The organism is Micromonospora chersina (assembly GCF_900091475.1).
GTDB lineage: Bacteria > Actinomycetota > Actinomycetes > Mycobacteriales > Micromonosporaceae > Micromonospora > Micromonospora chersina.
Genome location: NZ_FMIB01000002.1, coordinates 244,500 through 267,699, shown reverse-complemented (window position 1 = coordinate 267,699; position 23,200 = coordinate 244,500). Strand labels below are relative to the sequence as shown.

Below are 23,200 nucleotides of genomic sequence, written 5' to 3'. Positions count from 1 at the left end.
GGGAGACCACGGCGATGCAGATCGGCTACAAGCTGGCTTCGGAGGCCTTCGGCCCGCAGGAACTCATCCGCCAGGCCGTCCGCGCGGAACAGGCCGGCTTCGACTTCGTCGAGATGAGCGACCACTACCACCCCTGGCTGGAGGTGCAGGGGCACTCCTGCTTCACCTGGAGCGCGCTCGCCGCCATCGCCGCGAAGACCAGCACGCTGGGCCTGGCAACCGGGGTCACCTGCCCCTCGGTCCGGTACCACCCGGCGATCATCGCCCAGGCCGCGGCCACCATGGCGCTGATCTCCGACGGCCGGTTCACCCTCGGCGTGGGCGCCGGCGAGCGGCTCAACGAGCACGTGGTGGGGCAGGGCTTCCCCAGCGTCCGCGGCCGGCACGAACGGCTGCGCGAGGCCCTGGAGATCATCCGGCTGCTCTGGCAGGGCGGCTACCAGTCGTACGAGGGCCGGCACCTCCAACTGGAGGACGCCCGGGTCTGGGACCTGCCGGAGACGCCGCCGGTGATCGCCGTGGCCGCCAGCGGGCGGTCCTCCGCGGCGACCGCCGCCGAGCTGGGCGACGGGCTCTTCGCCACCGAGCCGAAGTCGTCGATCGTCGCGCACTACCGGGAGGCCGGCGGTCAGGGACCGCGCTACGCGGAGGTGCCGCTGGCCTGGGCCCCGGACGAGGAGCAGGCGGTCCAGGCGGCGAAGGAGACCAGCCGGTGGGCGGTCACCGGCTGGAAGGTCATGAGCGAGCTGCCCAACCCGGTGAACTTCGACGCCGCCACGGTCTGGGTCGAGGACCAGCACATCCGGCGGCAGTTCTCGGTCGGCCCCGACCCCGAGGCGCACCTGGCGAAGGCGCGGGCGTACGTCGAGGCCGGCTACGACCACATCGTCCTGCAGAACGCCGGCCCGGACCCCGACGGCTTCCTGGACTTCTGCGCCGGCGGCTTCCTCGACCGGGTGCGCCAACTCGGCTGACCGGTAGCCGGGCGCAGCCCGGTCCGGGTGGCGGTGTGCGTACCCCTTCGGGTGTCGGACCCGGACGGGGCCGGCGGCCGGCGGCGGGGCTCAGCCGCCGACGTGGATGCCCGGACGGCGCGTGGGGTCCGGCTCGGACTTGCGGATGATCTCCCGGACCACCGGCGGGGTGTCGCCGCGGCCGAGGATCAGGTAGCGCAGCAGGTGCGCGATGGGGTTGCCCTCGGACCACTCGAAGTGGCAGTGCGGCCGGATTCCGGTGGCGTCGCGCAGCGCCAGCAGGATGGCCGCGATGGCGTTGGGCGCGGCCGGGCTGCTGGCGCGCAGGATCCGGTACCCGCCGACCTCCACCCCGTGCACCCGCAGCACCTCGCTGAACCGCGAGGGGTCGCTGACGTCGATCTCCAGGAAGAGCACGTCGGCGGCGCCGGGCACCGGGTTCATGCCGCGCTGGGCGCGCTCCTTGACCCGGTACTCCTTCAGCGAGCCGCTCTGCCGCTTGTTGGCGATGAGGTGCAGCCGGCCGTCGTGGGCGATCGAGTCGGCGACGAACCGCCGCGCCGCGTCGTCGAACTCGATCCGCTCGGTGCGTAGTTCGGTGGTGCGGGACACCCGGGAGATCAGCGAGACAGCGATGATGCCGGCGATGAACAGGCCGGAGATGGTGATCCCGTCGGGCTTCTCGATCACGTTCTCGACGAGCGCGTAGAGCAGCACGAGCGTGAGCACCGCGAAGCCGGCGGCGGCGAACCGGTGCCGCGCCCGGTACGCGGAGATGGTCACCGCGATCGCGCCGGAGACCATCATGGCCAGGATGCCGGTGGCGTACGCGCCGGCCTGGGCGTTGACGTCGGCCCGGAAGGCGACCGTGATGGCGATGCTGATGGCGGTGTAGACCAGCACCACCGGACGGACGGCCCGCCCCCATTCCGGCGCCATGCCGTAGGAGGGCAGGTAGCGCGGGACGATGTTGATGAGGCCGGCCATCGCCGAGGCGCCGGCGAACCAGAGGATGAAGATGCTGCTGATGTCGTAGACCGTGCCGAACGCCTCGCCCAGGTGCTCGTGGGCCAGGAAGGCCAGGGCCCGACCGCTGGCCGCCCCGCCGGGCTCGAACGCGTCCGCCGGGATCAGCACGGTGGTGACGAACGTGGTGGCGATCAGGTAGACCGACATGATCAGCGCGGCGGTGGTGAGCAGCTTGCGGGTGTTGCCGATCCGGACCGCCAGCCGCCGCTCGGCGTCGCCGTCGCCGCCCTTGACCAGCGGCATCATGCTCACCCCGGTCTCGAATCCGGAGAGGCCCAGCACCAGCAGCGGGAACGCCAGCACGCTGGTGGCCAGCACGTCACCCGCCCCGCCGACCTCGGTCAGCCGATCGGTCCAGCCGCTGAGGCTCCCCGGGTCGGCCGCGATCTCGGCGAGGCCGGCGACCACGATCACCGCGTTCAGCGCGAGGAAGACCGCCACGAGGGGGATGGCCACCTGCACGGCCTCGCTGAAGCCCAGCAGGAACACCCCGCCGAGGACGAGCAGCAGCACCACGGTCACCAGCACGGCGGCCGTGGTGCCGTGCGGGAAGGACTCGGGCAGGATCGGGTTCTCCAGCAGGTGCACTGTCGCGTCGGCGGCGGACAGCGTGATCGTGATGATCCACGAGGTGGCCACGAAGCCGAGCAGCACCAGCACGAACAGCTTGCCGCGCCAGAACGGCAGCAGCCGTTCCAGCATCGCGACCGAGCCCTGCCCGTGGGGGCTCTCCCGGGCCACCCGCCGGTACATGGGCAGCATCCCGAACAGGGTCAGCGCCACGATGAGCAGGGTCGCGAGCGGGCTCAGCGCGCCGGCCGCCACCGCCGCGATCCCGGGCAGGTAGGACAGCGTCGAGAAGTAGTCGACGCCGGTCAGGCACATCACCTGCCACCAGGGGTGGGTCCGCGCCTGGTGCTCCCGGGTCTCCGGGCCGACGGGCTGCACCCGGTGCTGGAACAGCCAGCGGCTCAGCCGGCTCGCCGGTTCGGCCGGCCGGACCGGGCTCTCCACGCTCGCCGGCAGCGTCGCGGTCCGGCGGGCGCGGTCGCCGTGCTCCGGATCGCGGGCGGCGCGCAGCGCCCGTTCCGCCGCGGCCACCTGTGCCTGGGGGCGGCGCCCCCGCGTCCGCCGGGGCTGCGCCCCGTCCCGTCCCTCCGCCATCTGCACCCCTTCAGGCCCTGAACCCGACGGTAGGCGGTACCCCGGGCACGGCCCGGCGGAACCGGGCAAGCGGGAAAAGATCAGGGCGGACCGGCCAGCGCGTCGCGCAGCGCCTCCGGGTCGGTCACGGTCACCGTGACGGCCGGGTGGCGCGGCCAGGGGCCGGGGGCGAGCGCCGGCACCGGGGTGGCGAGGCGGAGGCAGACCCCGGCGGCCACGCTGGTGCCGAAGGTGACGCCGCCGTCGGCCAGGGACAGGTGCGGGCCGACGGCCCGCCACCAGCGGTACGGGCCGCCCAGCTCGACCCCCGTGACGTTGTCCCGGTCGGTGCGCAGCCGCCAGGGGCCGAACCGTACGGTCAGCTCGTCGGGGCCCAGTTCGACCCGGGCGGTCTCCGGCCGCACCCCGAGCAGGGCCAGCGGCAGCCGGAACGCCGGGTCGAACCGGAAGGCGAAGCGGCGGACCGGTCCGGTGTGCGACATGGCGGGCGGGTACCCGGTCGGGCCGGGCCGACACCCGGTCGCGCCGTCGGCCCGCCGCTGCCCCGCGGTCCGGCCGGCGCTCGCGGCGCCGGCCGACCGCTGGTTCCCTCGGCTCAGTCGCCCAGTCCCAGCCGCCCGGCCAGCCAGGCGAGCCGGTCGTCGCGGGTGCGGGCGGCGTTCAGGTCGTGCTCCTCGCCCGGGTAGAGCGACACCTTGGCCTGCGGCGCCGCGGCGGCGAAGGCGGCGCGGGTCTCCGCGCCGACGAACCGGTCCGCGCCGGCGAACTGGAGGTACGCGCCGGCGCCGAGACGCCCCACCAGGTCCACCGGGTCGAGGCCGGCGAACACGGCCCGGTACGCCGCCCGCTCCCCCGCCGGCAGCTGGAGCCAGTAGCTGTCGAACCAGTTGGCCCAGGTGGCGTCCGGGGCGAGGAGCACCGCGGTGCGCAGCCCCGGCTCGCGGGCGGTCAGGTCGACGGCGTACATGGCGCCGTAGTCGTGGCCGACCACCGCCGTGCGCTTCCGGTCCACCCCCGGCTCGGCGAGCAGCCGCCGGTACGCCGCCCGCACGGCGTCGAGCTGGGCGGTGACCGCGGCCCGGTCCCGGGCGTCACCGACCGGGTCGCCCGCCCACGGGAAGGTGAGCTGCGGCAGCACCGACACGACGCCCCGGCCGGCCAGGGCTGTCGCCTCGGCCAGGAACTCGCCGCGGTCCTGGTTGGCCCGGCCGGGCTCGAACCAGTGCAGGTCCAGCACCCCGGCCAGCCCGCCGCCGGAGCGCTGCGGGCGGACCAGCCAGGCCCGGACGGCCGGCTGCCCGGCGACCGGGATCTCGATGTCGCGGACCACCGTGGCCGCCGCGCGGTCCGGGTCGGCGGGTGCCTCCGCGTGGGCCCCACCGGCGCCGGCGACCGCGCCGGCGACCAGCAGCGCCGCCACGGACACGATGACGGGCAGACGTCGCATACGCCACCTCCATAAGTTCTTAAAAGCGTTTAGTAACTGACGACGCTAGGATGGCGGGCGGCGATCGGTCAAGTGCCGAGGGGGCGGCGGGCGTGCCGGCGACCGGACGAGGGAGGAGGCGCGGATGAGCGCGGTGCCACAGCTGGAACCGGCGCTGCGGCTGGCCATCGCGCTGCTGCACAGCTACTGGGTGCTCCAGGAGCCGGTCGACCAGCTCTCGGTGGTCCGCCTGCGGGCCGCCGGCCGGGAACTCGGCCTCGCCGAGGTCACCGAGCCGCTCACCGAGGCGGACCTGCCCCGGCTGCGGGAGTTGCGGGACCGGCTCCACCGGGTCTTCGCCGCGCCCGATCCGGCCGCCCGCGTGGCCACGCTCAACGAGGTGCTGGCCGACGTGAGCGCCGGCACGGCGGTCGAGGCCGCGCCCGACGGCACGCTGCGGCTCACCCCGCTGCCCCGGCCCGGCCCGGTCGGGCCGTTCGCCGCCCTGGTCACCGGGGCGCTCGCCCGGGCCGCGACGGCCGGCGGGGCGGAACGCTTCGGGGTCTGCGCGGCCGACGGGTGCGACGCGCCCTACCTGGACCGGACCCGCGCCGGCCGGCAGCGCTACTGCTGCGAACTGTGCAACAACCGGGCCGCGGCGGCCGCCTACCGGGGGCGCTCCCGGCGCGGCTGACCGTCGCGCCGGCCACCCGCCACAGGCGGCGTCCCCGCGTCCCACGCCCGGACGGCGGGACGCGGGGACCCCCCGTCCCGGCTACTGGAGGAACGCCCCCAGGGGCGAGAGCAGCAGCCGGCCGAGCAGCGCGGCGTTGTCGTCCAGCCGCATCCGCTCACACTCACGGGCGTCCGGGTCGTGCCGGCAGCGCCAGATCTTCTGCGCGTTGCGCCAGGCCACGTTCCGGGTGTACTCGACCAGTTCGCCCTGGTACCAGTCGTCGATGTCGCCGTTCACCATGTCGATCATCAGCTGCCAGTGGTCCAGGTAGCCGCGGCGCAGCTCCGGGATCCGCTCGGCGAAGATCTTGTTGATCTCCAGATAGTCGCGGTGCTGGTCACTGCCGTCGACCGGCTCGGAATCCAGGCTGTCGAAGGTGGTCACCAGCGCGAACGGCAGGTCGTAGTTGATGTGGGCGTTCACCCCGGCGGCGGCCGACGGCAACGGCCGGGCGTCCGGGCCGCGCATCCGCTGGAACAGGCACGACCATGCCTTCGGGGTGCTCGGGTGGGAGTCGGTCCAGAACCGCAGCGCGTCGAAGTAGCGGGCGGCGAACTCCACGTCCAGCCGGGCCAGGAAGGCCGGGTCGGTGAAGCGGTCGTCGTACAGCCCGTCGAGCACCGTCGACGTGATGACCAGGTAGAGCTTGTTGAAGTCGGCCAGCGGGCAGCTCTCCTCCAGCGGAGGCAGCCGGACCAGCAGGTCCTGGAGCTTGGTGAGATGGTCGACGACCGCCGGCACGTCGGCGGGGTGGTCGGCGAGCAGCCCGACGATGTCCTGGTGCACAGGACCCCATACCGGTTCGGTCATCTCTCCTCCACAGTGGTCGGCGCCCCCCACGACGCCACCCGGTGACGCAGGACAGCCTTCCAGCCGGCGTACGCCGGCCGGATCAGTAGAACGACGTATTGCCGACGTACGGCTACTCGGGGCGGTTGCGCAGGAAGATCGCGCTGGCCTGCACCCGCGTGCGGACCTGGAGCTTGTCGAAGATGTGCGACACGTGCACGCCGATGGTCCGCTCGCTGATGAACAGCCGCTGGCCGATCTCCCGGTTGGTCAGCCCCTCGGCGACCGCGGCGAGCACCTCCCGCTCCCGGGCGGTGAGCACCTCCAGCTCGTCCACCGCGGGCGCGGCCGGCGCCGCGGCCCGGGGCCGGGGCGCGGGACGGGTGGCGGCCGGGGCCTCCTCCAGGGTCACCCGGGCCCGCCCGGCCAGGGTGCGGATCTCCTCGCTCAGCGGCAGCGCGCCGAGCGCCTGGGCCGTCCGGTGGGCCTGCCGCAACAGCCTGCCGGCGGTGGCGACCCGGCTGCGCCGGGCCAGCAGCGCCTCGGCCTGCCGCAACCGGGAGTAGGCCGCCGGGTAGGGGTGGTTGCGCCGGTCCCACTCGGTGGCCGCGCGGGCCCACAGCTCCGGGTCGCCCCGGCCGTCGTCCAGCCGGCTCAGCTCGGCGGCGCAGAGGGCCAGGAAGGCGTCGGCGACGTAGCGCACCGGGGCGCCCGCCCTGCCGCTCTTGCGGGTCACCCGCTCGACCACCTCGCGCAGCCGGCGGACCGCGTTCGGGTCCACCTCGACGGTGCGGCTGGCGGACGCCTCCGCCTCCGCGCGCAACCCGTGCCAGGCCAGGGTGGCCAGCACGATGACGTCGTCGGAGCGGCTCTCGGTCAAGCCCCGCTGGACCGCCTGCCGGGCCAAGTCGTGCCGGCCCTGCCACATGGCCAGCCCGGCGCGCAGGATCAGCATCGGCAGCACGTGCCGGGCCCCGCCACCGGCCAGCACCGTGGCGACCGCCTCCAGGTCACGGTCGGAGGCCTCGACGTCGCCGTAGCCCACCGACAGCCGGCACCGGGCGAGCAGCAGCTCCACCGCGTCGGCGCCGGACGGGCGGTGCCGCAGCGCGGCCGCCACGACCTTCTCCGCCTCGGCCCACTGCCCCACCCGGAACAGCCCGTTGGTGGCGATGGCCAGCAGCCGGGTCTCCCAGGTGCGGCCCAGCCCCAGCTCGGCTACCCGCTCGGCGCCCCGGCGGGCCACCACCACACCCTCCTCGAGGATGTTCAGCGGCCCGGTGAGCAGCTCGGCCAGGTGCAGGTACGCGCAGGCCACGTCCTCCGGCCGGCCGGAGCGCTCGGCGGTGTCCAGCGCCCGGCGCATGACGGCCAGCCCCGCGTCCGGGTCCTCCAGATAGGCCTCGCTGAACCCCAGCGCGGCGCTGGCCAGCACCACCTCCGAGGCGGCGCCCTCGACCTCGGCGGCGAGCCGGAGCGCCTCCCGGGCCTGGTCGCCGGCCTCGGCGTAGCGGCCCAGGTGCAGCAGCAGCTCGGCCAGGTGGGCGGCGGCGGTGGCCCGTTCCCGGGGCGTGCAGTCGTCCGCCGCCAGCACCTGCCGGTACTCGGCCTCGGCCGGCGCGGAACGCCCGGCGGCGGCCAGGTAGCGGGCCCGACGGATGCGCAGGGCGCAGGTGGGCGGACCGGCCGGGTCGGCGGCCAGCTCCTCCAGCAGGGCCAGGGCGCGGGCGTGCTCGCCGCAGTGGTGCGCCGACTCGGCCGCGTGGGTCAGCAGCGCGGCCCGGTTCACCTCGACCGGCTCGGGCCGGCCGCCGTCGGGCAGCACGGCGGGCGGGGTGTCGGCCAGACTCAACGCGGCCGACCAGTGGCGGTGCGCCTCGGCGTAGCCGTGCAACCGCTCGGCCTCCCGGGCGGCGGCCATCGCGGCCGGCAGGGCCCGCGCCGGCTCGCCGGCCAGCCGCCAGTGGTGGGCCAGCCGGGCCTGGTGCAGCTCGGCGGTGGCCGAGGTGAGCGTCTCGGCGTAGCGGCGGTGCAGCGCGGCCCGCTCGGCGGGCAGCAGCTCGTGCGCGAGCACCTCGGCGACCAGGCGGTGCCGCAGCCGGTAGCCGTCGTCGGCGCCGACCAGCAGCCGGTGCGCCACGGCCTCCCGGACCGCCTCGATGAGCCGGTCCTCCGGAAGCCGGACGACCTGGGCCAGCAGCCAGTGCTCGACCGGCTCGACACCGGCGGCGACCGCGTGCACCACGGCGTGCGCGGGCTGCGGCAACGCGTCGACCCGGGCCAGGAAGACCTCGCGCAGCGTGTCGGAGAGCCCGTCGTGGCCGTCGCGCAGGTCGCGGGCCAGCTCCTCCACCACGAACGGGTTGCCGCCGCTGCGCTGCCACAGCTGGTCGGCGGCCTCGGGGGGCAGCGGCGTGCCGGCGATCGCGGCGGCCAGCTCGTCGGTGCCGGCCCGGTCCAGCGGCGCCAGGTCCACCACCCGGACCGAGCGCAGCCGGCGCAGCTCGGTGAGCACGCGGCGCAGCGGGTGCGCGCCCTGCAAGGACTCGGCGCGGATCGCGGCAAGCACCGACAGCTGGAGGTCGCCGAGCCCGGCGAGCAGGTAGAGCAGGAGCTGGCGGGTGCTCCGGTCGACCCACTGGAGGTCGTCGAGCACGAGCACCAGCGGCCGACCGGCGGCGACCAGGTGCAGGCCGCGCGAGACCCGTTCCAGCAGCGCGCCCGCGCCGTCCGGGCCGGGGGTCTCCTCGTCGAAGACCTGGAGCAGGCCGCGGACGGCCGAGGAGGTGCGCGCCTCGGTCAGGTCGGCGTCGAGGCGGCGCAGCGCCTGGCGGACCGGGTGCAGCGGGGAGGCGTCGCCGATGTCGAGGCAGGCGCCGGTGAGGACCAGCGCGCCCGCGTCCCGCAGGCGCTCGCCGACCTCGGCCAGCAGCCGGGTCTTGCCCACGCCGCTCTCGCCGGTGAGGAACACCGCCGCGGTCTGCCCGGGGGCGACGTCGTCGAGCAGCGCCGACCGGAGCGCCGCCACCGTGTCGGCACGGCCGACGAGCGGCGCGGTGTCCACATCGCTGGCCATGTCACGCAGCCTAGTCACAGGTTCCCGCACCGTTCTACGGGCTCAGTGCCCTTGTGGTACTCCTCGCGTCGACATTGCGACTAATGGTTGCGGGTGGTCGACATACGTCGTCCTACCGATCCCCCGAGAACCCGGTGGTGAAAGTCTCCGGAGGTCGTCAGGGCACCGGACCGGGGAAAGGGTGGGTGCGATGTTGATCACCACGCCCGTGGGGAGTCGGGAGGCCGTCACCGCCGCGCGCTGGCCGGTGCCGGAGGAGCGGCGCACGGTCACCGTGCTCTTCGCCGACATCGTCGGGTCGACCGGGCTGGTCGAGCGGCTCGACCCCGAGGACGTCCGGGCGCTGCAACAGGCGTACTTCGGCACGGTGGCCGCGGTGCTGCGCCGGTGGCACGGCGTGGTGGAGAAGTACGTCGGCGACGCGGTGATGGCGCTGTTCGGGGCGCACGGGTCCGACGGGTTCGACGCGTACCGGGGGGTGCGCGCCGGGCTGGAGATCCAGGCCGCGCTGGACCGGCGGCTGCCGGCCGGCACGCGGCTGCGGGTCCGGGTCGGCGTGGCCACCGGCGAGGTGCTCGTCGACCTGGCCGGCACCCACGACGGCGGGCACGGCGCGGCCAGCGGCGCGGTCATCACCACGGCGGCCCGCCTCCAGGAGTACGCCCCGCCCGGCGGGGTGGTGGTCTGCGCGGCCACCCGGCGGGCCGTCGCCGGCCTGGTCGAGGAGCGCCCGCTGGCCGCCATCGCGGTGGCCGGCAAGGCGCAGCCGCTGGACGTCTGGCGGGTGACCGGCGTGGCCCGACACCGGCCGGCCCGCCACCACGGCCCGCTGGTCGGCCGCCGCCGCGAACTGGCCACGGCCGGCGAGGAGATCGCCCGGACGGTGCGGGAGCGGCGTCCACGCTGGATCTCGCTCGTCGGCCCGGCGGGCAGCGGGCGCAGCCGGATGCTGCACGAGCTGGTCCGGGCGGTGTCGACGGTGGACGGCGCCCCGGTGCGGTGGTGCGTGGCGCACTGCCCGCCGTTCCCGGACGGGGAACTGGCGCCGCTGGCGGACATGGTCCGCGCCGTCGCCGGGGTCCGCGACACGCACCCGCCGGAGACCGTACGCCGGCGGCTGGCCGCCACCCTGGACGGCCTCCTGCCGCCGGCGCGGCGGGGTGCGGCGGCGCACGCGCTGGCCGAGTTCCTCGCCGCGCCGCGCGACGCCGGCGCGGCCGCCCGCGGCGCCGAGGTGTGCCGGGAGGTCCTGCTCGGCCTGGCCGCCGCGCAGCCGGTGGTCGTGGCGGTGGACGACCTGGACCGCGCCGCGCCGGCGCTGAGCCGGTTCCTGCACCGGCTCTTCGCCGCCGCGACCGAACGGGGGCTGCCGCTCGCCGTGGTGGCGACCCACGGCCCGGGCTGGGCCGACCTGCTGCCCGGCGCGACCGGCCGCCGGCGCCGGGTGTCGCTGCCCGCCCTGGGCACCGTCGACACCGGACGGTTGCTGCGGCACCTGCTCGACCGGGCCGGCCGGCCCGCCGCGCGGGTCGCGGCGCTGCTCCCGCTGGTGGGCGGCAACCCGGCCGCCGCGGCGGCGTACGCGGCGACGCCGGACCCCGACGGCGAGCCGGGCGGGGTGCCGGAGCCGGTCCGCCGGCTGGTCGACGCCCGGCTGGACCGGCTGGACGGCGAGCGGCGGGCGGTGCTGATGGCCGCCGCGGCCCGGGGCGCGGAGGTCCCGGCCGCCACGGTGGACCGGATGCTCGGCTGGCCGGCCGGGCGCGCCGAGCCGGTGCTGCGCGCGCTCGTCGACGCCGGCCTGCTGCGGTGCACCGGCGCCGGCGGCTACACGGTCACCGAGCCCGCGGTGGCCCGGGTGGCCACGCACCGGCTGCCCCGCGCGGTCCGGGCGGCGTTCACCCGCCGGCTGGGGGATGCCGGAACGGGCGCGGCGATGCGTCCGGCCGGGGTGGTCACGGACGGCGCCGAGGGCCGGGCGGCCTGCGCGGCGGGGGCGGGACGCCGGTCGGGTGGAGGGGCCCGACCGGCGCCGGTCCCGGCGGCGGCCGGCCGGACGCCCGGCGTCGGTTCGCCGGTCGCCGGCGGGGCGGGGCGGGCCGGCGCCGCGGTGGGCCGACCGGTGGGGGCGTCGGGGGGCGCCTCCGCCGGGCGGGCTCATGGCGCGGACCGGACCGGGGGGAACCGGGCCGGTCGGCCGGCGCGGGGGCGCCTCGGGCTGTTCCCGGGGCTCGTCGACGCGTTACCGGGCGGCCCGGGCGCGGTGTCGGTGGCCGCTGCGGTGCCGGTGGGCGCCGCGGTGCCGGTGGGCGCCGCGGTGTCGGTGGGCCAGGTCGGCCCGGCGGCGGTGTCGGTGGGCCAGGTCGGTCCGGCGGCGGTGTCGGTGGGCCAGGTCGGCCAGGTGGGCGGGAGACCGCCGACCGTCGGGCCGCCGCGTCCGCCGGACGGCGGCCGGGCACGGCGCCACGTCACGCCCGCTCAGGACCGACCACGGCGGGCCGTCGGGGCCGGCGCTGCCGCCGCCTGAGACGCGACGTCCGGGCCGGAGCGGGCACGGGGCCACTCCGACCCGGACGTCGTCCGGGGGTCAGCGGTCGGCGAGGAACGCCAGGACGCGGTCCCAGGTGAGCGCGGCGGCCGGCGCGTCGTGGTCGGGCGTGCCGGGATCGGTGAAGAGGTGCCCGGCGCCCGGGTAGCGGTACACGGTCAGCTCCGCGCCCGCCGCGGTCATGGCCCGCTGCCACTCGTCCACCTCGTCCGGCGTCTCGTACTCGTCGGGGTCGGCGAGGTGCAGGTGCACGGGCAGCCCGGGGCGTACCGAGCCGGGGTCGCCGCCGGTGCCGTGCAGCAGGAGCAGCGCCGCCGCCTCCGGCCGCTCGGCGAGCAGCGCCCCGGCCACACCGGCACCCATCGAGAAGCCGGCCAGCACGGTCGCGGCGGGCAGGTCGGCCACCGCCGCCCGGGCCCGGTCGAGGACCGCGTCCTGGCCGATCTTCTCGAACAGCGCGAAGCCGGCCTCGACGGTCTCCGCGGCCGGCACCTCGTACAGGTCGGGGGTGGCGACCCGGTGCCCGGCGGCGCGGAGCCGGTCGGCGGCGGCCAGCACGGCGGGCCGCAGCCCGTAGACGGAGTGCAGGAGCAGGATGTGTGCCATCCCCCCATCGTGGCCCGCACCCGGTCGGCGGGGCGGCCGCCGCGCCGGTCAGTCGCGGGCGATGGTGCGGCTGCGGCCGCGGAACTCGGCGACCACCTCGCCGTCCCGCCACACCGTGACGTCGTAGATGCCGCTGCGGCCGTAACGGACCCGCTCGGCGGCCCGGGCCTCCAACAGGTCGCCCTCGCGGACCGGGCGGAGGAAGCTGATCTCGCCGCCGGCGGCGACGGTGGCGGGGCCGTGGCTGTTGCAGGCCAGCGCGAACGCGGTGTCGGCGAGCAGGAAGACGAAGCCGCCGTGGCCGATGGCGTGGCCGTTGAGCATGGCCGCGGTGACCCGCATCCGGGCCACCGCCGTGCCGTCGCCGGCCGAGACCAGCTCGATGCCGAGCCCCTTGGACGCCACGTCGGCGTCGAACATGTCGTGTGCCGCGGTGCGGCCGTCGTCGCCCGCCACGTCAGCGCCCCGGCCGCTGGTCGACGATCCGGCGCATCTTGCCCATCGAGCGCTCCACCCCGTCCGGCTCGATGACCTGCACCGCCACGCTCACCCCGATGGTGTTCTTGACCTGCTCGACCAGGGCCTTCCCGGCCCGCTCGGCCTCGTCGGCGGCCACCCCGGCCCGCCGCTCCACCTTGACGGTGAGCGTGTCCATCCGGCCCTGCCGGTCCAGGACGCACTGGAAGTGCGGCGACAGCGCGGGCGTCCGCAGGATCAGCTCCTCGATCTGGGTCGGGAAGACGTTGACCCCGCGCACGATCATCATGTCGTCGGTCCGGCCGGTGATCTTCTCGATGCGGCGCATGGTGCGCGCGGTGCCGGGCAGCAGCCGGGTGAGGTCGCGGGTGCGGTAGCGGACCACCGGCATGGCCTCCTTGGTGAGCGAGGTGAGCACCAGCTCGCCGCGCTCGCCGTCGGGCAGCACCTCGCCGGTCACCGGGTCGATGATCTCCGGGTAGAAGTGGTCCTCCCAGAGGTGCAGGCCGTCCTTGGTCTCCACGCACTCGACGGCCACACCGGGGCCCATCACCTCGGAGAGGCCGTAGATGTCGACGGCGTGCATGTCGAGGCGCTGCTCCATCTCCCGGCGCATGTCCTCGGTCCACGGCTCGGCGCCGAAGATGCCCACCTGGAGCGAGGTGGACCTCGGGTCGACGCCCTGGCGCTCCATCTCGTCGACGATGGCCAGCATGTAGCTGGGCGTGACCATGATGATCTCGGGCGCGAAGTCGCGGATCAGCATGACCTGCCGCTCGGTCATGCCACCGGAGACCGGAATGACCGTGCAGCCCAGCTCCTCGGCGCCGTAGTGGGCGCCGAGCCCGCCGGTGAAGAGCCCGTAGCCGTACGCCACGTGCACGCGGTCGCCGGGCCGGCCGCCGGAGGCCCGGATGGAGCGGGCCATGAGCTTCGCCCAGGTGTCCAGGTCGGCGCGGGTGTAGCCGACGACTGTGGGGCGGCCCGTGGTGCCCGACGAGGCGTGCAGCCGGGCGACGCGCTCGCGGGGCACGGCGAACATGCCGAACGGGTAGTTCTCCCGCAGCTCGGCCTTGCCGGTGAACGGGAAGCGGGCCAGGTCGGACAGCTCGCGCAGGTCGTCGGGGTGTACGCCGGCCGCGTCGAAGGCCCGCCGGTAGTGCGGCACGTTGTCGTACGCGTGCCGCAGCGACCAGCGCAGCCGGTCCAGTTGCAGCGCCCGCAGCTCGTCGACGCCGGCCCGCTCGACGGGCTCCAGCTCGTCCGGACGAGGGGTGCGGTCCTGCACGGTGGCCTCCTGAGCGACGGGTCGCCCGGCGCCGCGTCGCGCCGGGCGGTGCCGATCACCGTACGCCCGTACGGCCCGTCCTGCCAGGTCAGGGGTTGTCCGGGTCGAGTCCCCGCTCGCGCAGCAGCGCGTCCAGCTTGGCCTCCATCCGGTCGTCGGACTCGCGGGACTGCGAGGAGCCCCAGTAGTAGAAGAGGGCCAGGCCGGCGGCCTGCCAGATGAGCTGGAGGAACTCCGACTGCCAGTTCTCGAAGGTGCTGGCGAAGAACTGCGGCAGGAACTCGCTCCACGCGAAGCTCTGCCCGTGCTGGCTGGCCTCGTTGCTCTCCACGGCCATCTGGAAGAGGAACTGGCCGAGCCAGGAGAAGAGGAAGAGCGCCCCGGTGACCAGGGCGAAGGAGTACGCCTTGGGCCACGCCGGCTTGCGGAAGGGTGGCCCCTCCGGCCGGCTCCGGCCGCTGCCTCCGTTGCCGGCGGCGCGGGACCGCGCCGAACGCGTGCCGGCTGTGCTGCTGCCTCCCGCCATCACGAACCCCCTTACGTCGGTCGATCGCCCCGGGAAGTGCCCCGGTGTGGCGGGCTCGAAACCGACGCAACCGGCGGCGGGGGTGCCGGCCGGCCAGATCGACGCAACCGAGCAGGGGGGTTGGAGCCGCAGGTCAGCGGATCAGTGGGCGGCGGGGAGCCGGTGCAGCGCGTCGACAAGCGGCGCCAGTTCGGGGGTGCGCTCGCCCTCGACGAGCGCGTCGGCGAGCACCCGGTCGTGGGTGGGGCGGGCGCGGCCGAGCAGTTCCGAGCCGGCCGGGGTCAGCTCGGTGTAGATGCCGCGCCGGTCGTCCGCGCAGAGGACCCGGGTGAGCAGGCCGCGCTCCTCCAGCCGGGTGACCAGGCGGGTGGTGGCGCTGCCGGAGAGCGCCGCGGCGCGGGCGAGCTGCCGCATCCGCATGTGCCAGCCGTGCTGCCGGGAGAGCGCGTCGAGCACCGTGTACTCGACGACGGAGAGGTCGTGCTCGGCCTGGAGCGCGCGTTCCAGGGCGGTCTCGATCAGGCCGTGCAGCGCCGCGAGCGTACGCCAGCCCTGCGCGCGGATCTCGACCGCGTCGTCGCCGATGCCCATGGCGCCTCCTCCGGTGTGACCTGGACGTCGCCCAGGTTACCACCCTTGCGCCGATATAAAGCGCGTGCAACTATCTCGTTGTCGGCGCGGGTAGTTGCACGCGCCTCTTGTTTTCGGACACATGGATTGGGTACGGCATGGCACAGCGCACCTCGGCCCTCCCCGGCGGCCTGATCGCCCTGGCGATCGGGGCGTTCGGCATCGGGCTGACCGAGTTCGTGATCATGGGGCTGCTCCCCCAGGTCGCCGCCGACTTCGCGGTCAGCGAGTCGGTGGCCGGCTGGTTGATCTCCGGGTACGCCCTCAGCGTCGCCGTCGGCGGGGTGGCGCTCACGGCCGCCGTCACCCGGCTGCGCCGCAAGCCGGTGCTGCTCGGGCTCATGGTGCTCTTCATCGCCGGCAACCTGCTCTCCGCCCTGGCCGGCGACTACGCGACCATGCTGGCCGGCCGGATCGTCGCGGCGCTGTGCCACGGCGCGTTCTTCGGCATCGGCGCGGTGGTGGCGACCGGCCTGGTCCCGCCGGCCCGGCGGGCGGGCGCGGTCGCCCTCATGTTCACCGGCCTGACCGCCGCCAACGTCCTCGGCGTGCCGTTCGGCACCCTCCTGGGCCAGCACCTCGGCTGGCGGGCCACGTTCTGGGCGATCACCGGCATCGGGCTGGTCGCGCTCGTCGGCCTCGCCCTCCTGGTGCCCGGGCGGGGTCCGGCGGGCGACGCCGCTCCGACCGGCGGCCTGCGCGGCGAACTGCGGGCGTTCACCCACGCCCAGGTCTGGTTCTCACTGGTGGTCACCGTGCTCGGCTTCGGCGGCATGTTCGGCGCGTTCACCTACATCGCGTACACGCTGACCGAGGTGAGTGGCTTCGCCACCGGGACCGTGCCGTGGCTGCTGGTGCTCTTCGGCGTCGGACTCTTCGCCGGCAACCTGGCCGGCGGCCGGGCCGCCGACGTGTCGCTCTCCCGGACCCTGGTCACCGTCCTCGCGGTGCTCACCCTGGTGCTGGCCGGCTTCGCGCTGACCGCCGCGAGTCCGGCGCTGACCGTGGGCTCGCTGCTGCTGATGGGCGCGTTCGGCTTCGCCACCGTGCCGCCGCTGCAGATGCGGATCATGAAGTACGCCCGCCGGGCGCCGACACTGGCCTCCGGCGCGAACATCGCCGCGTTCAACATCGGCAACGCGCTCGGCGCCTGGCTCGGCGGGCTCACCATCGACGCCGGCCTCGGCTTCACCGCCCCGATCTGGGCCGGCGCAGGGCTCACCCTGCTCGGCCTCGCGGTGCTCCTGCTGGCCGAGCGGCACGCCCGGCGTACCCCGGCGGACGCGGCGGCCCGCGAGCTGGCCGACGTGGCGGCCTGACCCGGCAGGGCCCGGCGGGGCGGCGCTATGCTCGGCGCGGCGGTGGGGCCCGCCGTCCCGGAACGTGCCGGGAGAACCGCGACACGCTCGCCAACGGTCCCTGCCAGTGATGCCCGTCCTGGTGGGAGGCACCGTGACCGGACCGTCCGAGTTCCGCGTCGACCCCGACGTCGACCTGCACGTCCCCGCCGACCGGCGGGAGCTGGCCGCGCACCCGGTGGCCGTGCTCGGCGTCATCGCGGCCGGCGGGGTGCTCGGCGCGCTGGCCCGGGCCGGGCTCCAGGCCGCGTTCCCGCACGAGCCCACCGGTTTCCCGTGGGCCACGTTCGGCATCAACCTCGGCGGCTGCCTGCTCATCGGCGCGCTCATGGCGGTGCTCACCGCCCGCCCACCCGGCCCGCTGGTCCGGCCGTTCCTCGGCGTCGGCGTGCTGGGCGGCTTCACCACCTTCTCCACCTACGCGGTGGACACCCAGCGGGCGATCGCCGCCGGGGCGCCCGGCACCGCGCTGGCGTACCTGGCGGCGACCCTGGCCGGGGCGCTGCTGGCGGTCTGGGCCGGAGACGCGGTGGCCGGCCGGCTGCTGGCCCGGGCCCGGGTCGGGGCGGTCCGGTGACCGTCCTGCTGATCGCGCTCGGGGCGGCGCTGGGCGCGCCGCTGCGCTACCTGACCGACCGGGCCGTGCAGGCCCGCGACGACTCCCCCTTCCCCTGGGGCACCCTGACCGTCAACGTCGCCGGGTCGCTGCTGCTCGGCGCGGTGGCCGCGGTGCCCGCCTCCCCCGCGGTGACCGCGCTGGTCGGCACCGGCTTCTGCGGCGCGCTGACCACCTGGTCAACGCTCAGCTACGAGACGCTGCGGCTGCACCGCGAGGGCGCCCGCGGGCACGCCCTGGCCAACGCCCTGGGCAGCCTCGCCGCCGGCCTCACCGCGGCCACCGTCGGCTACGCCCTGGCCGGCGCCGTCACCGGCTGATCCACCCCACCGCCACGTTCACCCCGCACCGGCTCGGCCCCCTCGGGCGCCGGAGCGGGGTCGGCGGCGAGCGCCACCACCGGTCCGACCACGAAGACCGCCGGTGGCCGGACGTCGTCGCGATCCGCCAGCGCGCCGACCTCGTCCAGCCGGCACCGGGCCGTCCACTGCTCGGGGTGGCCGGCGTCCCGGACCACCAGCACCGGCGTCCCGGCCGCCCGGCCGTGGGCGAGCAGCTCGGCGGCGATCCGCCCGACCGTGTCCACCGCCATGAGCAGCACCAGCGTGCCGCGGGCCCGGGCCAGGGCGGCCCAGTCCACCAGGGAGTCCGGGTGACCGGGCGGCAGGTGCCCGGAGACCACGGTGACCTCGTGCGCCACGCCCCGGTGGGTGACCGGCACGCCGGCCAGGGCGGGCGCGGCCACCGCGCTGCTCACCCCGGGCACCAGCACCGTCTCCACCCCGGCCGCCGCGCAGGCGAGGACCTCCTCGTGGCCGCGGCCGAAGACGTACGGGTCGCCGCCCTTGAGCCGGACCACCCGCTTGCCGGCGCGGGCGTGCGCCACGAGTGTCTCGTTGATGGTCTCCTGGGCCATCGACGGGCCGCGGGGCACCTTGGCGGCGTCCACCACGAGCACGCCGGGGCGCAGGCCGCGCAGCAGCCCGGCGGGGGCGAGCCGGTCGGCCACCACCACGTCGGCGGCGTCGAGCAGCGCCCTGCCGCGTACCGTGATCAGGTCGTTCGGGCCGGGCCCGCCGCCCACGACGGCGACCTGGCCGGGGCGCAACGCCGGCTCGTGGTGATGGTCGGCGTGGTGATGGTGGTGGCCGTGGCCGTCGGCCGGGTCGTCGGGGTGGTGGTGGGGGGTCTGCGGCCGCCCCACCTTGTCGGCGAACCCGGGCAGCGCCACCCGGTACGCGCAGGTGTCGCAGTTCATCCGGATGTCCCCGCGCAGCGCCTCGGCGTGCCGTTCGAGGACCAGGTCGGCGAGGGCGTCGCAGTCGCCGATCACCTCGGCGACCCGCACGTCCAGGTCGGGACGGTCGGCGGCGAACTCCCGGCTCTGGGCCACGATCCGGTCGGGCAGCACCCCGGCGAAGAGGAAGTACGGGGCGACCACGATCCGCCGGGCGCCGAGCCGCCGCAGCCGCTCCAGCACGGCCGGCACGGACGGCTCCGCGAGGGAGACGAAGCCGGGTTCCACGCCGGCGTAGCCGCGCCCCTCCCAGAGCAGCCGGGCCACCTTTGTCACCTCGGCGTTGGCGTCCGGGTCGGTGGAGCCGCGCCCGATCAGGGCGACCCAGGTGCCGGCCCGGTCGGCGCCGTCGAGCGCCGCGTCGACGCGCTCCGACAGCACCTCCTGCAACAGCGGGTGGGGGCCGAGGGGCCGGCCGTAGGCGTACCGGAGGCCGGGGTGGCGCCGCTTCTCCCGGGCGAGGGCGGCGGGGATGTCGCCCTTGCCGTGCCCGGCGGCGGCCAGCACCAGCGGCAGCGCCACCAGGCGGCGGTGGCCCCGCCCGGCGAGGGCGCCGACCGCGTCGGTCAGCGGCGGGCGGGACAGTTCGATGAAGCCGCCCTCCACGTCGGCGACGGCCTCCCGGCGGCGGATCCGCTCGACGAGCGCGGCGAACTGGCCGACGCCGGCGGCGCTGCGGGTGCCGTGCCCGACGATCAGCAGCGGGGTACGGTCGTTCACTTGTCCTCCAGGTACAGCAGGGCGTTGAGGGCGGCGGCGGCCACCGCGGAGCCGCCCTTCTCCCCCACGTTGGACACGGCGGGCAGGCCGCTGGCCCGCAGCGCCGCCTTGGACTCGGCCGCGCCGACGAAGCCGACCGGCAGGCCGACCACCAGCGCCGGGGCCGCGTCGAGGCCGATCAGTTCGACGAGCGCGGTGGGGGCGCAGCCGACCACCCAGACGGCGCCCGGGCCGACCCGGTCGTACGCGATCCGCACCGCCGCCGCCGAACGGGTGACGCCGGCGGCGCGGCCCAGCTCGGCGGCGGCCGGCTCGGCGACCGGGCAGACGATCTCCCGCCCGGCCCGGGTGATGCCGGCGGCGACCATCCACACGTCGGTGACGATCGGCGCGCCGGCCCGCAGCGCGGCCAGCCCGGCGGCCAGGCCGGCCTCGTCGCAGACCAGGTCGGTGACGTAGTCGAGGTCGGCGCTGGCGTGCACCACCCGCTCGGTGACCGCCCGGGTCAGCGGCGGCAGGTGGGACAGGTCGACCCGGTCGCGCAGGATCCGGTACGACTCCGCCTCGATGGGGTGCACGGTGCGCGTCATGATTCCGCCCGCCCGTAGCGGCGGTCGTAACCGCGCAGCCGCCAGAGCAGCACGGCGCCGCCCCAGGCGAGCGCGAAGAGGCCCACCACGGCGTAGCCGAGCTGCTCGAAATGGTCGGCGATCGAGGCGTACCCGGCCAGGGCCGCGACGCCGAGCCGGTCGGCGAGCAGCCCGGCCAGGTAGACGCTGGCGACCAGGCCGCCGACCAGTACGGTCATCGTGGTGGTGGCCAGGTTGTACCAGAGCCGCCGGGCCGGCTGCCGGTACGCCCACGAGTAGGCGCGGCTCATCAGCAGGCTGTCGGCGGTGTCCATGGCGGACATCCCGGCGGCGAAGAGCAGCGGCAGGGTGAGCAGGGCCAGCACCGGCAGCCCACCGGCGGCGGCGGTGCTCGCCGAGAGCGCCAGCAGGGTCACCTCGCTGGCCGTCTCCAGGCCCAGCCCGAACAGGAAGCCGACCGGAGCCATGTGCCAGGAGGAGCGGACCAGGGTGCGGGCCCGGGCCCCCAGGATCCGGTGCATGAGGCCCCGGTTGAGCAGCAGGAGGTCCAGCTCGGTCTCGTCCAGCGCGCCGGCGCGCAGCCGCCGCCAGAGCCGGGCCAGCCCGGCCAGCACCGCCGCGTTGAGGGCCGCCACCAGCAGCAGGAAGCCGGTGGCGGTGACCGCCGCGACGGTGGCGCCGACCGCACGGAAGCCGTCCATGCGGGCGCCGGACAGCCGGCTGGAGGCGAGCCCGATCACCAGGGCGAGCAGCAGCACCACGGCGCTGTGCCCGAGCGCGAAGAAGAAGCCGACGCCGACCGGCCGCCGGCCGCGCAGCAGCATGAGCCGGGTGGTGTCGTCGATGGCGGCGATGTGGTCGGCGTCGAAGGCGTGCCGCACCCCCAGCACGTACGCCAGGGTGCCCGCGCCGGCCAGCCCGCCGGCCGCGACCGGCTGGTGGTTCCAGTACAGGTACAGGGTGACGCCGGCGACGTGCAACGCGGCGACCGCGCAGACGATGCCGCCGAGGCGGGCCCGTTCGGCGCGGCTCCAGCGGCCGACGGGCGGGGCGGCGGTCGGGGTCGAGGTCATTGCTTCCCTCCGGGTTCGGGGTCGACGCGGATGGCGTCCACGGGGCAGATCTCCAGGCATTCGAGGCAGCCGGTGCAGCGGTCGGTGACGCGCAGGCCGGCGGGGGTGGGGCGGATGGCGTGCACCGGGCAGGTGAGCAGGCAGGCGCCGCAGCCCTGGCAGGGGCCGATGGTCACGACCGCCACCGGTACCCCCGGGGCGTGACCATCCGGCCGGCGACCACCCGGGTCTGCGAGCTGCCGACCACGACGACGCTGTACATGTCGACGAGCGCCGGGTCGAGGGTGGCGAGCGTGGCCAGGTGCACCCACTGGCCGGGGCGGCTGGCGTTGCGCACCACGCCGACCGGGGTGTCCGGCGGGCGGTGCGCCGCGAAGGTCTCCAGGGCGGCGCCGAGCTGCCAGTCCCGGGTACGGCTGCGCGGGTTGTAGAGCAGCGCCACCAGGTCCCCCTCCGCCGCTGCGGCGATCCGGCACGCGATCACCTCCCACGGGGTGTGCAGGTCGGACAGGCTCAGGTACACGTGGTCATGCCCGAGCGGCGCGCCGAGCAGCGCGGACGCGGCCAGGCCGGCGGTCACCCCCGGCACGCCGACCACGTCGATCCGGTCGTCGGCGTACTCCAGGGCGGGGCTCGCCATCGCGTACACCCCGGCGTCGCCGGAACCGACCAGGGCGACGGCGTGGCCGGCGGCGGCCTCGGCGACGGCGGCCCGGGCCCGCTCCTCCTCCGCGCCGAGCCCGCTGGCCAGCACCCGGGTGCCGGGGCGGAGCAGGTCGCGGACCTGGTCGAGGTACTGGTCCAGCCCCACCACCACGGAGGCCCGGCGCAGCTCCGCCACCGCGCGCGGGGTGCGCAGGTCGGCCGCGCCGGGGCCGAGGCCGACCAGCGCCAGCCGGCCGCGCGGGGCCCGCCGGGCCACCGCGACGGTGGCCATCGCCGAGGCGGTCTTCGGCACCAGCAGCGCGCCGCCGTGGCGCAGCGCCGCGGCCTCCGCGACGCTCGGCGTGCCGACCGCGGCGCGGACCACCTCGCTGGGGTGCGGCACGTCGACCGCCGCCAGGTCCGCCGCCGGCCAGGTCTCCAGGGGTACGCCGTACGCGTCGGCGGTCGCCCGGATGCCCGCCTCGTCGGCCTTCAGGTCCACGCTGGCCAGGCAACGCAGGCTGGCCGGGCTGAGGCCGGCGGCGGCGAGCGCGCGGCCCAGCAGGCCGGTCACCTCGGCGGCGGGCACGCCCCGGCTGGAGCCGATCCCGGCGACCAGGGACGGCGGGCGCAGCACCACGGTCCGCCCGTCGAGCGGCACCACCCGGTCGGTGACCAGGATCCGCCACCCGGCCCCGCTCCCGTCGTGCTCGGCTGAGGCCGGGTCGGTCGGCAGGGGTGCGACTTCGACGCGGACGTTCTCCGGCAGGGCGGGCAGCGGCCAGGTGGCGTCCGCGACCAGCCGGACCGGCTCGCCGTCGAGGATCGCCCGGGACACGGCGGCCACCGCGCCCTCCACGGGCCAGCCGAGGGTGTCCAGACCGGGCAGGCCGACCGCGTCGGTGGCGGTGGTGACCACCGGCCGGGCGTCGAGCAACGCGCCGACCTCGGCGGCGAGGGCGTTGGCGCCGCCGGCGTGCCCGCCGAGCAGGGCCACCGCGTGCCGGGCCGGCTCGTCGACCACCACCACGGCCGGGTCGGTCCGCTTGTCGGCGAGCAGCGGGGCGAGGATCCGGACCACCGCGCCGGTGGCCAGGAAGGCGACCACCGCGTCGTACTCCCGCCAGGCCGCCCGCAGCGCGTCGGCGACGCTCTCCGCCTCCACGAGCCGGGCGTGCGGCCAGGCCGCCGCGAGGCGGTGCGCGTGTCGCCGCCCGGCGGCGGTCGCCGCCACGAGTCCGACAGGGAACGGCCCCTTCCTGCCCCTCGCGATGGCGAGGGGGTCCGAGGGTGTGGTCACGGCTTCCTCCGGGCGGGTGGTCACGGGAGCTCCCCGGTCGACGGGTCCGAGCGTGTGGTCACGGCTTCCTCCGGGTGGACGGTCACGGGAGCTCCCCGGTGAGCAGGACGACCGGGTTGGTGGCGGCCAGGCGCAGGGAGCCGCCGGGCAGGTCGGCGAGGCGGGCGGCGGCGAGCTGGCAGCCGTCGACCGCGTAGCCGGCGGCGCGCAGCAGGTGCACGGACGGCGCGACCCGGTCGAGGGCGGCCAGGGTGACCACAATCCGGGGCGGGCGGCGGTCGGCCACCGCGGCGAGCACGTCCACGCCGCCCCCGCCGACGAAGACCGCGTCC

General features: G+C 76.3%; 19 protein-coding genes and 2 pseudogenes. 6 read left to right on the top strand and 15 right to left on the bottom strand.

From position 1 onward, the window contains the following. Positions 1-14 precede the first annotated feature (14 nt). Positions 15-974, top strand: a complete 960-nt coding sequence (locus GA0070603_RS01080) for a TIGR03557 family F420-dependent LLM class oxidoreductase (protein ID WP_091305813.1) — start codon at positions 15-17, stop codon at positions 972-974. A gap of 90 nt (positions 975-1,064) precedes the next feature. Here the strand turns inward: GA0070603_RS01080 and GA0070603_RS01075 are convergent, their stop codons facing one another. The 3 genes from GA0070603_RS01075 to GA0070603_RS01065 all read right to left on the bottom strand — a co-directional run bounded on the left by GA0070603_RS01075 (position 1,065) and on the right by GA0070603_RS01065 (position 4,614). Then, complete coding sequence (locus GA0070603_RS01075) at positions 1,065-3,167, bottom strand: APC family permease (protein WP_167544462.1); 2,103 nt, start codon at positions 3,165-3,167, stop codon at positions 1,065-1,067. Positions 3,168-3,247: 80 nt separating this feature from the next. Then, a complete protein-coding gene (locus tag GA0070603_RS01070; protein ID WP_091305811.1) occupies positions 3,248-3,649 on the bottom strand; it encodes a hypothetical protein in 402 nt (133 codons plus the stop codon). 113 nt (positions 3,650-3,762) lie between these two features. Next, entirely contained in the window at positions 3,763-4,614 is an 852-nt protein-coding gene (locus GA0070603_RS01065; protein ID WP_091305809.1) for an alpha/beta hydrolase family protein, read from the bottom strand. 124 nt (positions 4,615-4,738) lie between these two features. Here GA0070603_RS01065 and GA0070603_RS01060 point away from each other — a divergent pair, with 124 nt between their 5' ends. Then, positions 4,739-5,287, top strand: a complete 549-nt coding sequence (locus tag GA0070603_RS01060) for a CGNR zinc finger domain-containing protein (RefSeq protein ID WP_139131783.1) — start codon at positions 4,739-4,741, stop codon at positions 5,285-5,287. Positions 5,288-5,368: 81 nt separating this feature from the next. Here the strand turns inward: GA0070603_RS01060 and GA0070603_RS01055 are convergent, their stop codons facing one another. Continuing rightward, positions 5,369-6,139, bottom strand: a complete 771-nt coding sequence (locus GA0070603_RS01055) for a DUF5995 family protein (protein WP_091258857.1) — start codon at positions 6,137-6,139, stop codon at positions 5,369-5,371. Positions 6,140-6,251: 112 nt separating this feature from the next. Then, on the bottom strand, positions 6,252-9,194 hold the full coding sequence (locus tag GA0070603_RS01050; RefSeq protein WP_091305807.1) for a helix-turn-helix transcriptional regulator: 2,943 nt from the start codon (positions 9,192-9,194) through the stop codon (positions 6,252-6,254). 190 nt (positions 9,195-9,384) lie between these two features. Between GA0070603_RS01050 and GA0070603_RS01045 the strand changes: the two genes are divergently transcribed. Beyond that, the gene (locus GA0070603_RS01045; RefSeq protein ID WP_208862775.1) at positions 9,385-11,721 is read left to right on the top strand and encodes an adenylate/guanylate cyclase domain-containing protein; all 2,337 of its coding nucleotides are present in this window, start codon (positions 9,385-9,387) and stop codon (positions 11,719-11,721) included. A gap of 60 nt (positions 11,722-11,781) precedes the next feature. On the opposite strand, the gene GA0070603_RS01040 is transcribed toward GA0070603_RS01045, so the two are convergent. The 5 genes from GA0070603_RS01040 to GA0070603_RS01020 all read right to left on the bottom strand — a co-directional run bounded on the left by GA0070603_RS01040 (position 11,782) and on the right by GA0070603_RS01020 (position 15,230). Continuing rightward, complete coding sequence (locus GA0070603_RS01040; RefSeq protein ID WP_091305805.1) at positions 11,782-12,348, bottom strand: dienelactone hydrolase family protein; 567 nt, start codon at positions 12,346-12,348, stop codon at positions 11,782-11,784. Positions 12,349-12,396: 48 nt separating this feature from the next. Beyond that, positions 12,397-12,768, bottom strand: a complete 372-nt coding sequence (gene paaI / locus GA0070603_RS01035; RefSeq protein ID WP_167544618.1) for a hydroxyphenylacetyl-CoA thioesterase PaaI — start codon at positions 12,766-12,768, stop codon at positions 12,397-12,399. Positions 12,769-12,805: 37 nt separating this feature from the next. Further along, positions 12,806-14,113: a phenylacetate--CoA ligase PaaK gene (paaK, locus tag GA0070603_RS01030; protein ID WP_091305801.1), complete on the bottom strand. Its 1,308-nt coding sequence runs from the start codon at positions 14,111-14,113 to the stop codon at positions 12,806-12,808. 88 nt (positions 14,114-14,201) lie between these two features. Further along, entirely contained in the window at positions 14,202-14,639 is a 438-nt protein-coding gene (locus tag GA0070603_RS01025) for a DUF6766 family protein (RefSeq protein ID WP_208862774.1), read from the bottom strand. Between the two features lie 141 nt (positions 14,640-14,780). Then, on the bottom strand, positions 14,781-15,230 hold the full coding sequence (locus tag GA0070603_RS01020; protein ID WP_091305799.1) for a MarR family winged helix-turn-helix transcriptional regulator: 450 nt from the start codon (positions 15,228-15,230) through the stop codon (positions 14,781-14,783). 137 nt (positions 15,231-15,367) lie between these two features. Here GA0070603_RS01020 and GA0070603_RS01015 point away from each other — a divergent pair, with 137 nt between their 5' ends. The 3 genes from GA0070603_RS01015 to crcB all read left to right on the top strand — a co-directional run bounded on the left by GA0070603_RS01015 (position 15,368) and on the right by crcB (position 17,563). After that, on the top strand, positions 15,368-16,588 hold the full coding sequence (locus GA0070603_RS01015) for an MFS transporter (RefSeq protein ID WP_091305798.1): 1,221 nt from the start codon (positions 15,368-15,370) through the stop codon (positions 16,586-16,588). A 121-nt stretch (positions 16,589-16,709) separates the two neighbouring features. Then, positions 16,710-17,204, top strand: coding sequence for a FluC/FEX family fluoride channel (locus GA0070603_RS01010; protein WP_208862981.1), 495 nt, complete (start codon positions 16,710-16,712; stop codon positions 17,202-17,204). After that, positions 17,201-17,563 (top strand): fluoride efflux transporter CrcB, encoded by a 363-nt coding sequence (gene crcB, locus GA0070603_RS01005; protein WP_091305794.1) that lies wholly within the window; start codon positions 17,201-17,203, stop codon positions 17,561-17,563. Before GA0070603_RS01010 ends, crcB begins: the two co-directional genes overlap by 4 nt. Before the next feature lie 38 nt (positions 17,564-17,601). Here crcB and cobA read toward each other — a convergent pair. From cobA to cobJ, 5 genes and pseudogenes are all read right to left on the bottom strand, one after another. After that, positions 17,602-19,260, bottom strand: a pseudogene (cobA, locus tag GA0070603_RS01000) (uroporphyrinogen-III C-methyltransferase); the annotation flags it as partial. Then, positions 19,257-19,850: a precorrin-8X methylmutase gene (locus GA0070603_RS00995; protein ID WP_091305790.1), complete on the bottom strand. Its 594-nt coding sequence runs from the start codon at positions 19,848-19,850 to the stop codon at positions 19,257-19,259. The pseudogene cobA and the gene GA0070603_RS00995, both read right to left, overlap by 4 nt. Further along, the gene (locus GA0070603_RS00990) at positions 19,847-20,923 is read right to left on the bottom strand and encodes a HoxN/HupN/NixA family nickel/cobalt transporter (RefSeq protein ID WP_244282337.1); all 1,077 of its coding nucleotides are present in this window, start codon (positions 20,921-20,923) and stop codon (positions 19,847-19,849) included. Before GA0070603_RS00990 ends, GA0070603_RS00995 begins: the two co-directional genes overlap by 4 nt. Before the next feature lie 26 nt (positions 20,924-20,949). Next, positions 20,950-21,108: pseudogene (locus tag GA0070603_RS00985) on the bottom strand (4Fe-4S binding protein); the annotation flags it as partial. Then, entirely contained in the window at positions 21,096-22,841 is a 1,746-nt protein-coding gene (gene cobJ / locus GA0070603_RS00980; RefSeq protein ID WP_091321350.1) for a precorrin-3B C(17)-methyltransferase, read from the bottom strand. The gene cobJ and the pseudogene GA0070603_RS00985, both read right to left, overlap by 13 nt. Positions 22,842-23,200: the final 359 nt, after the last annotated feature.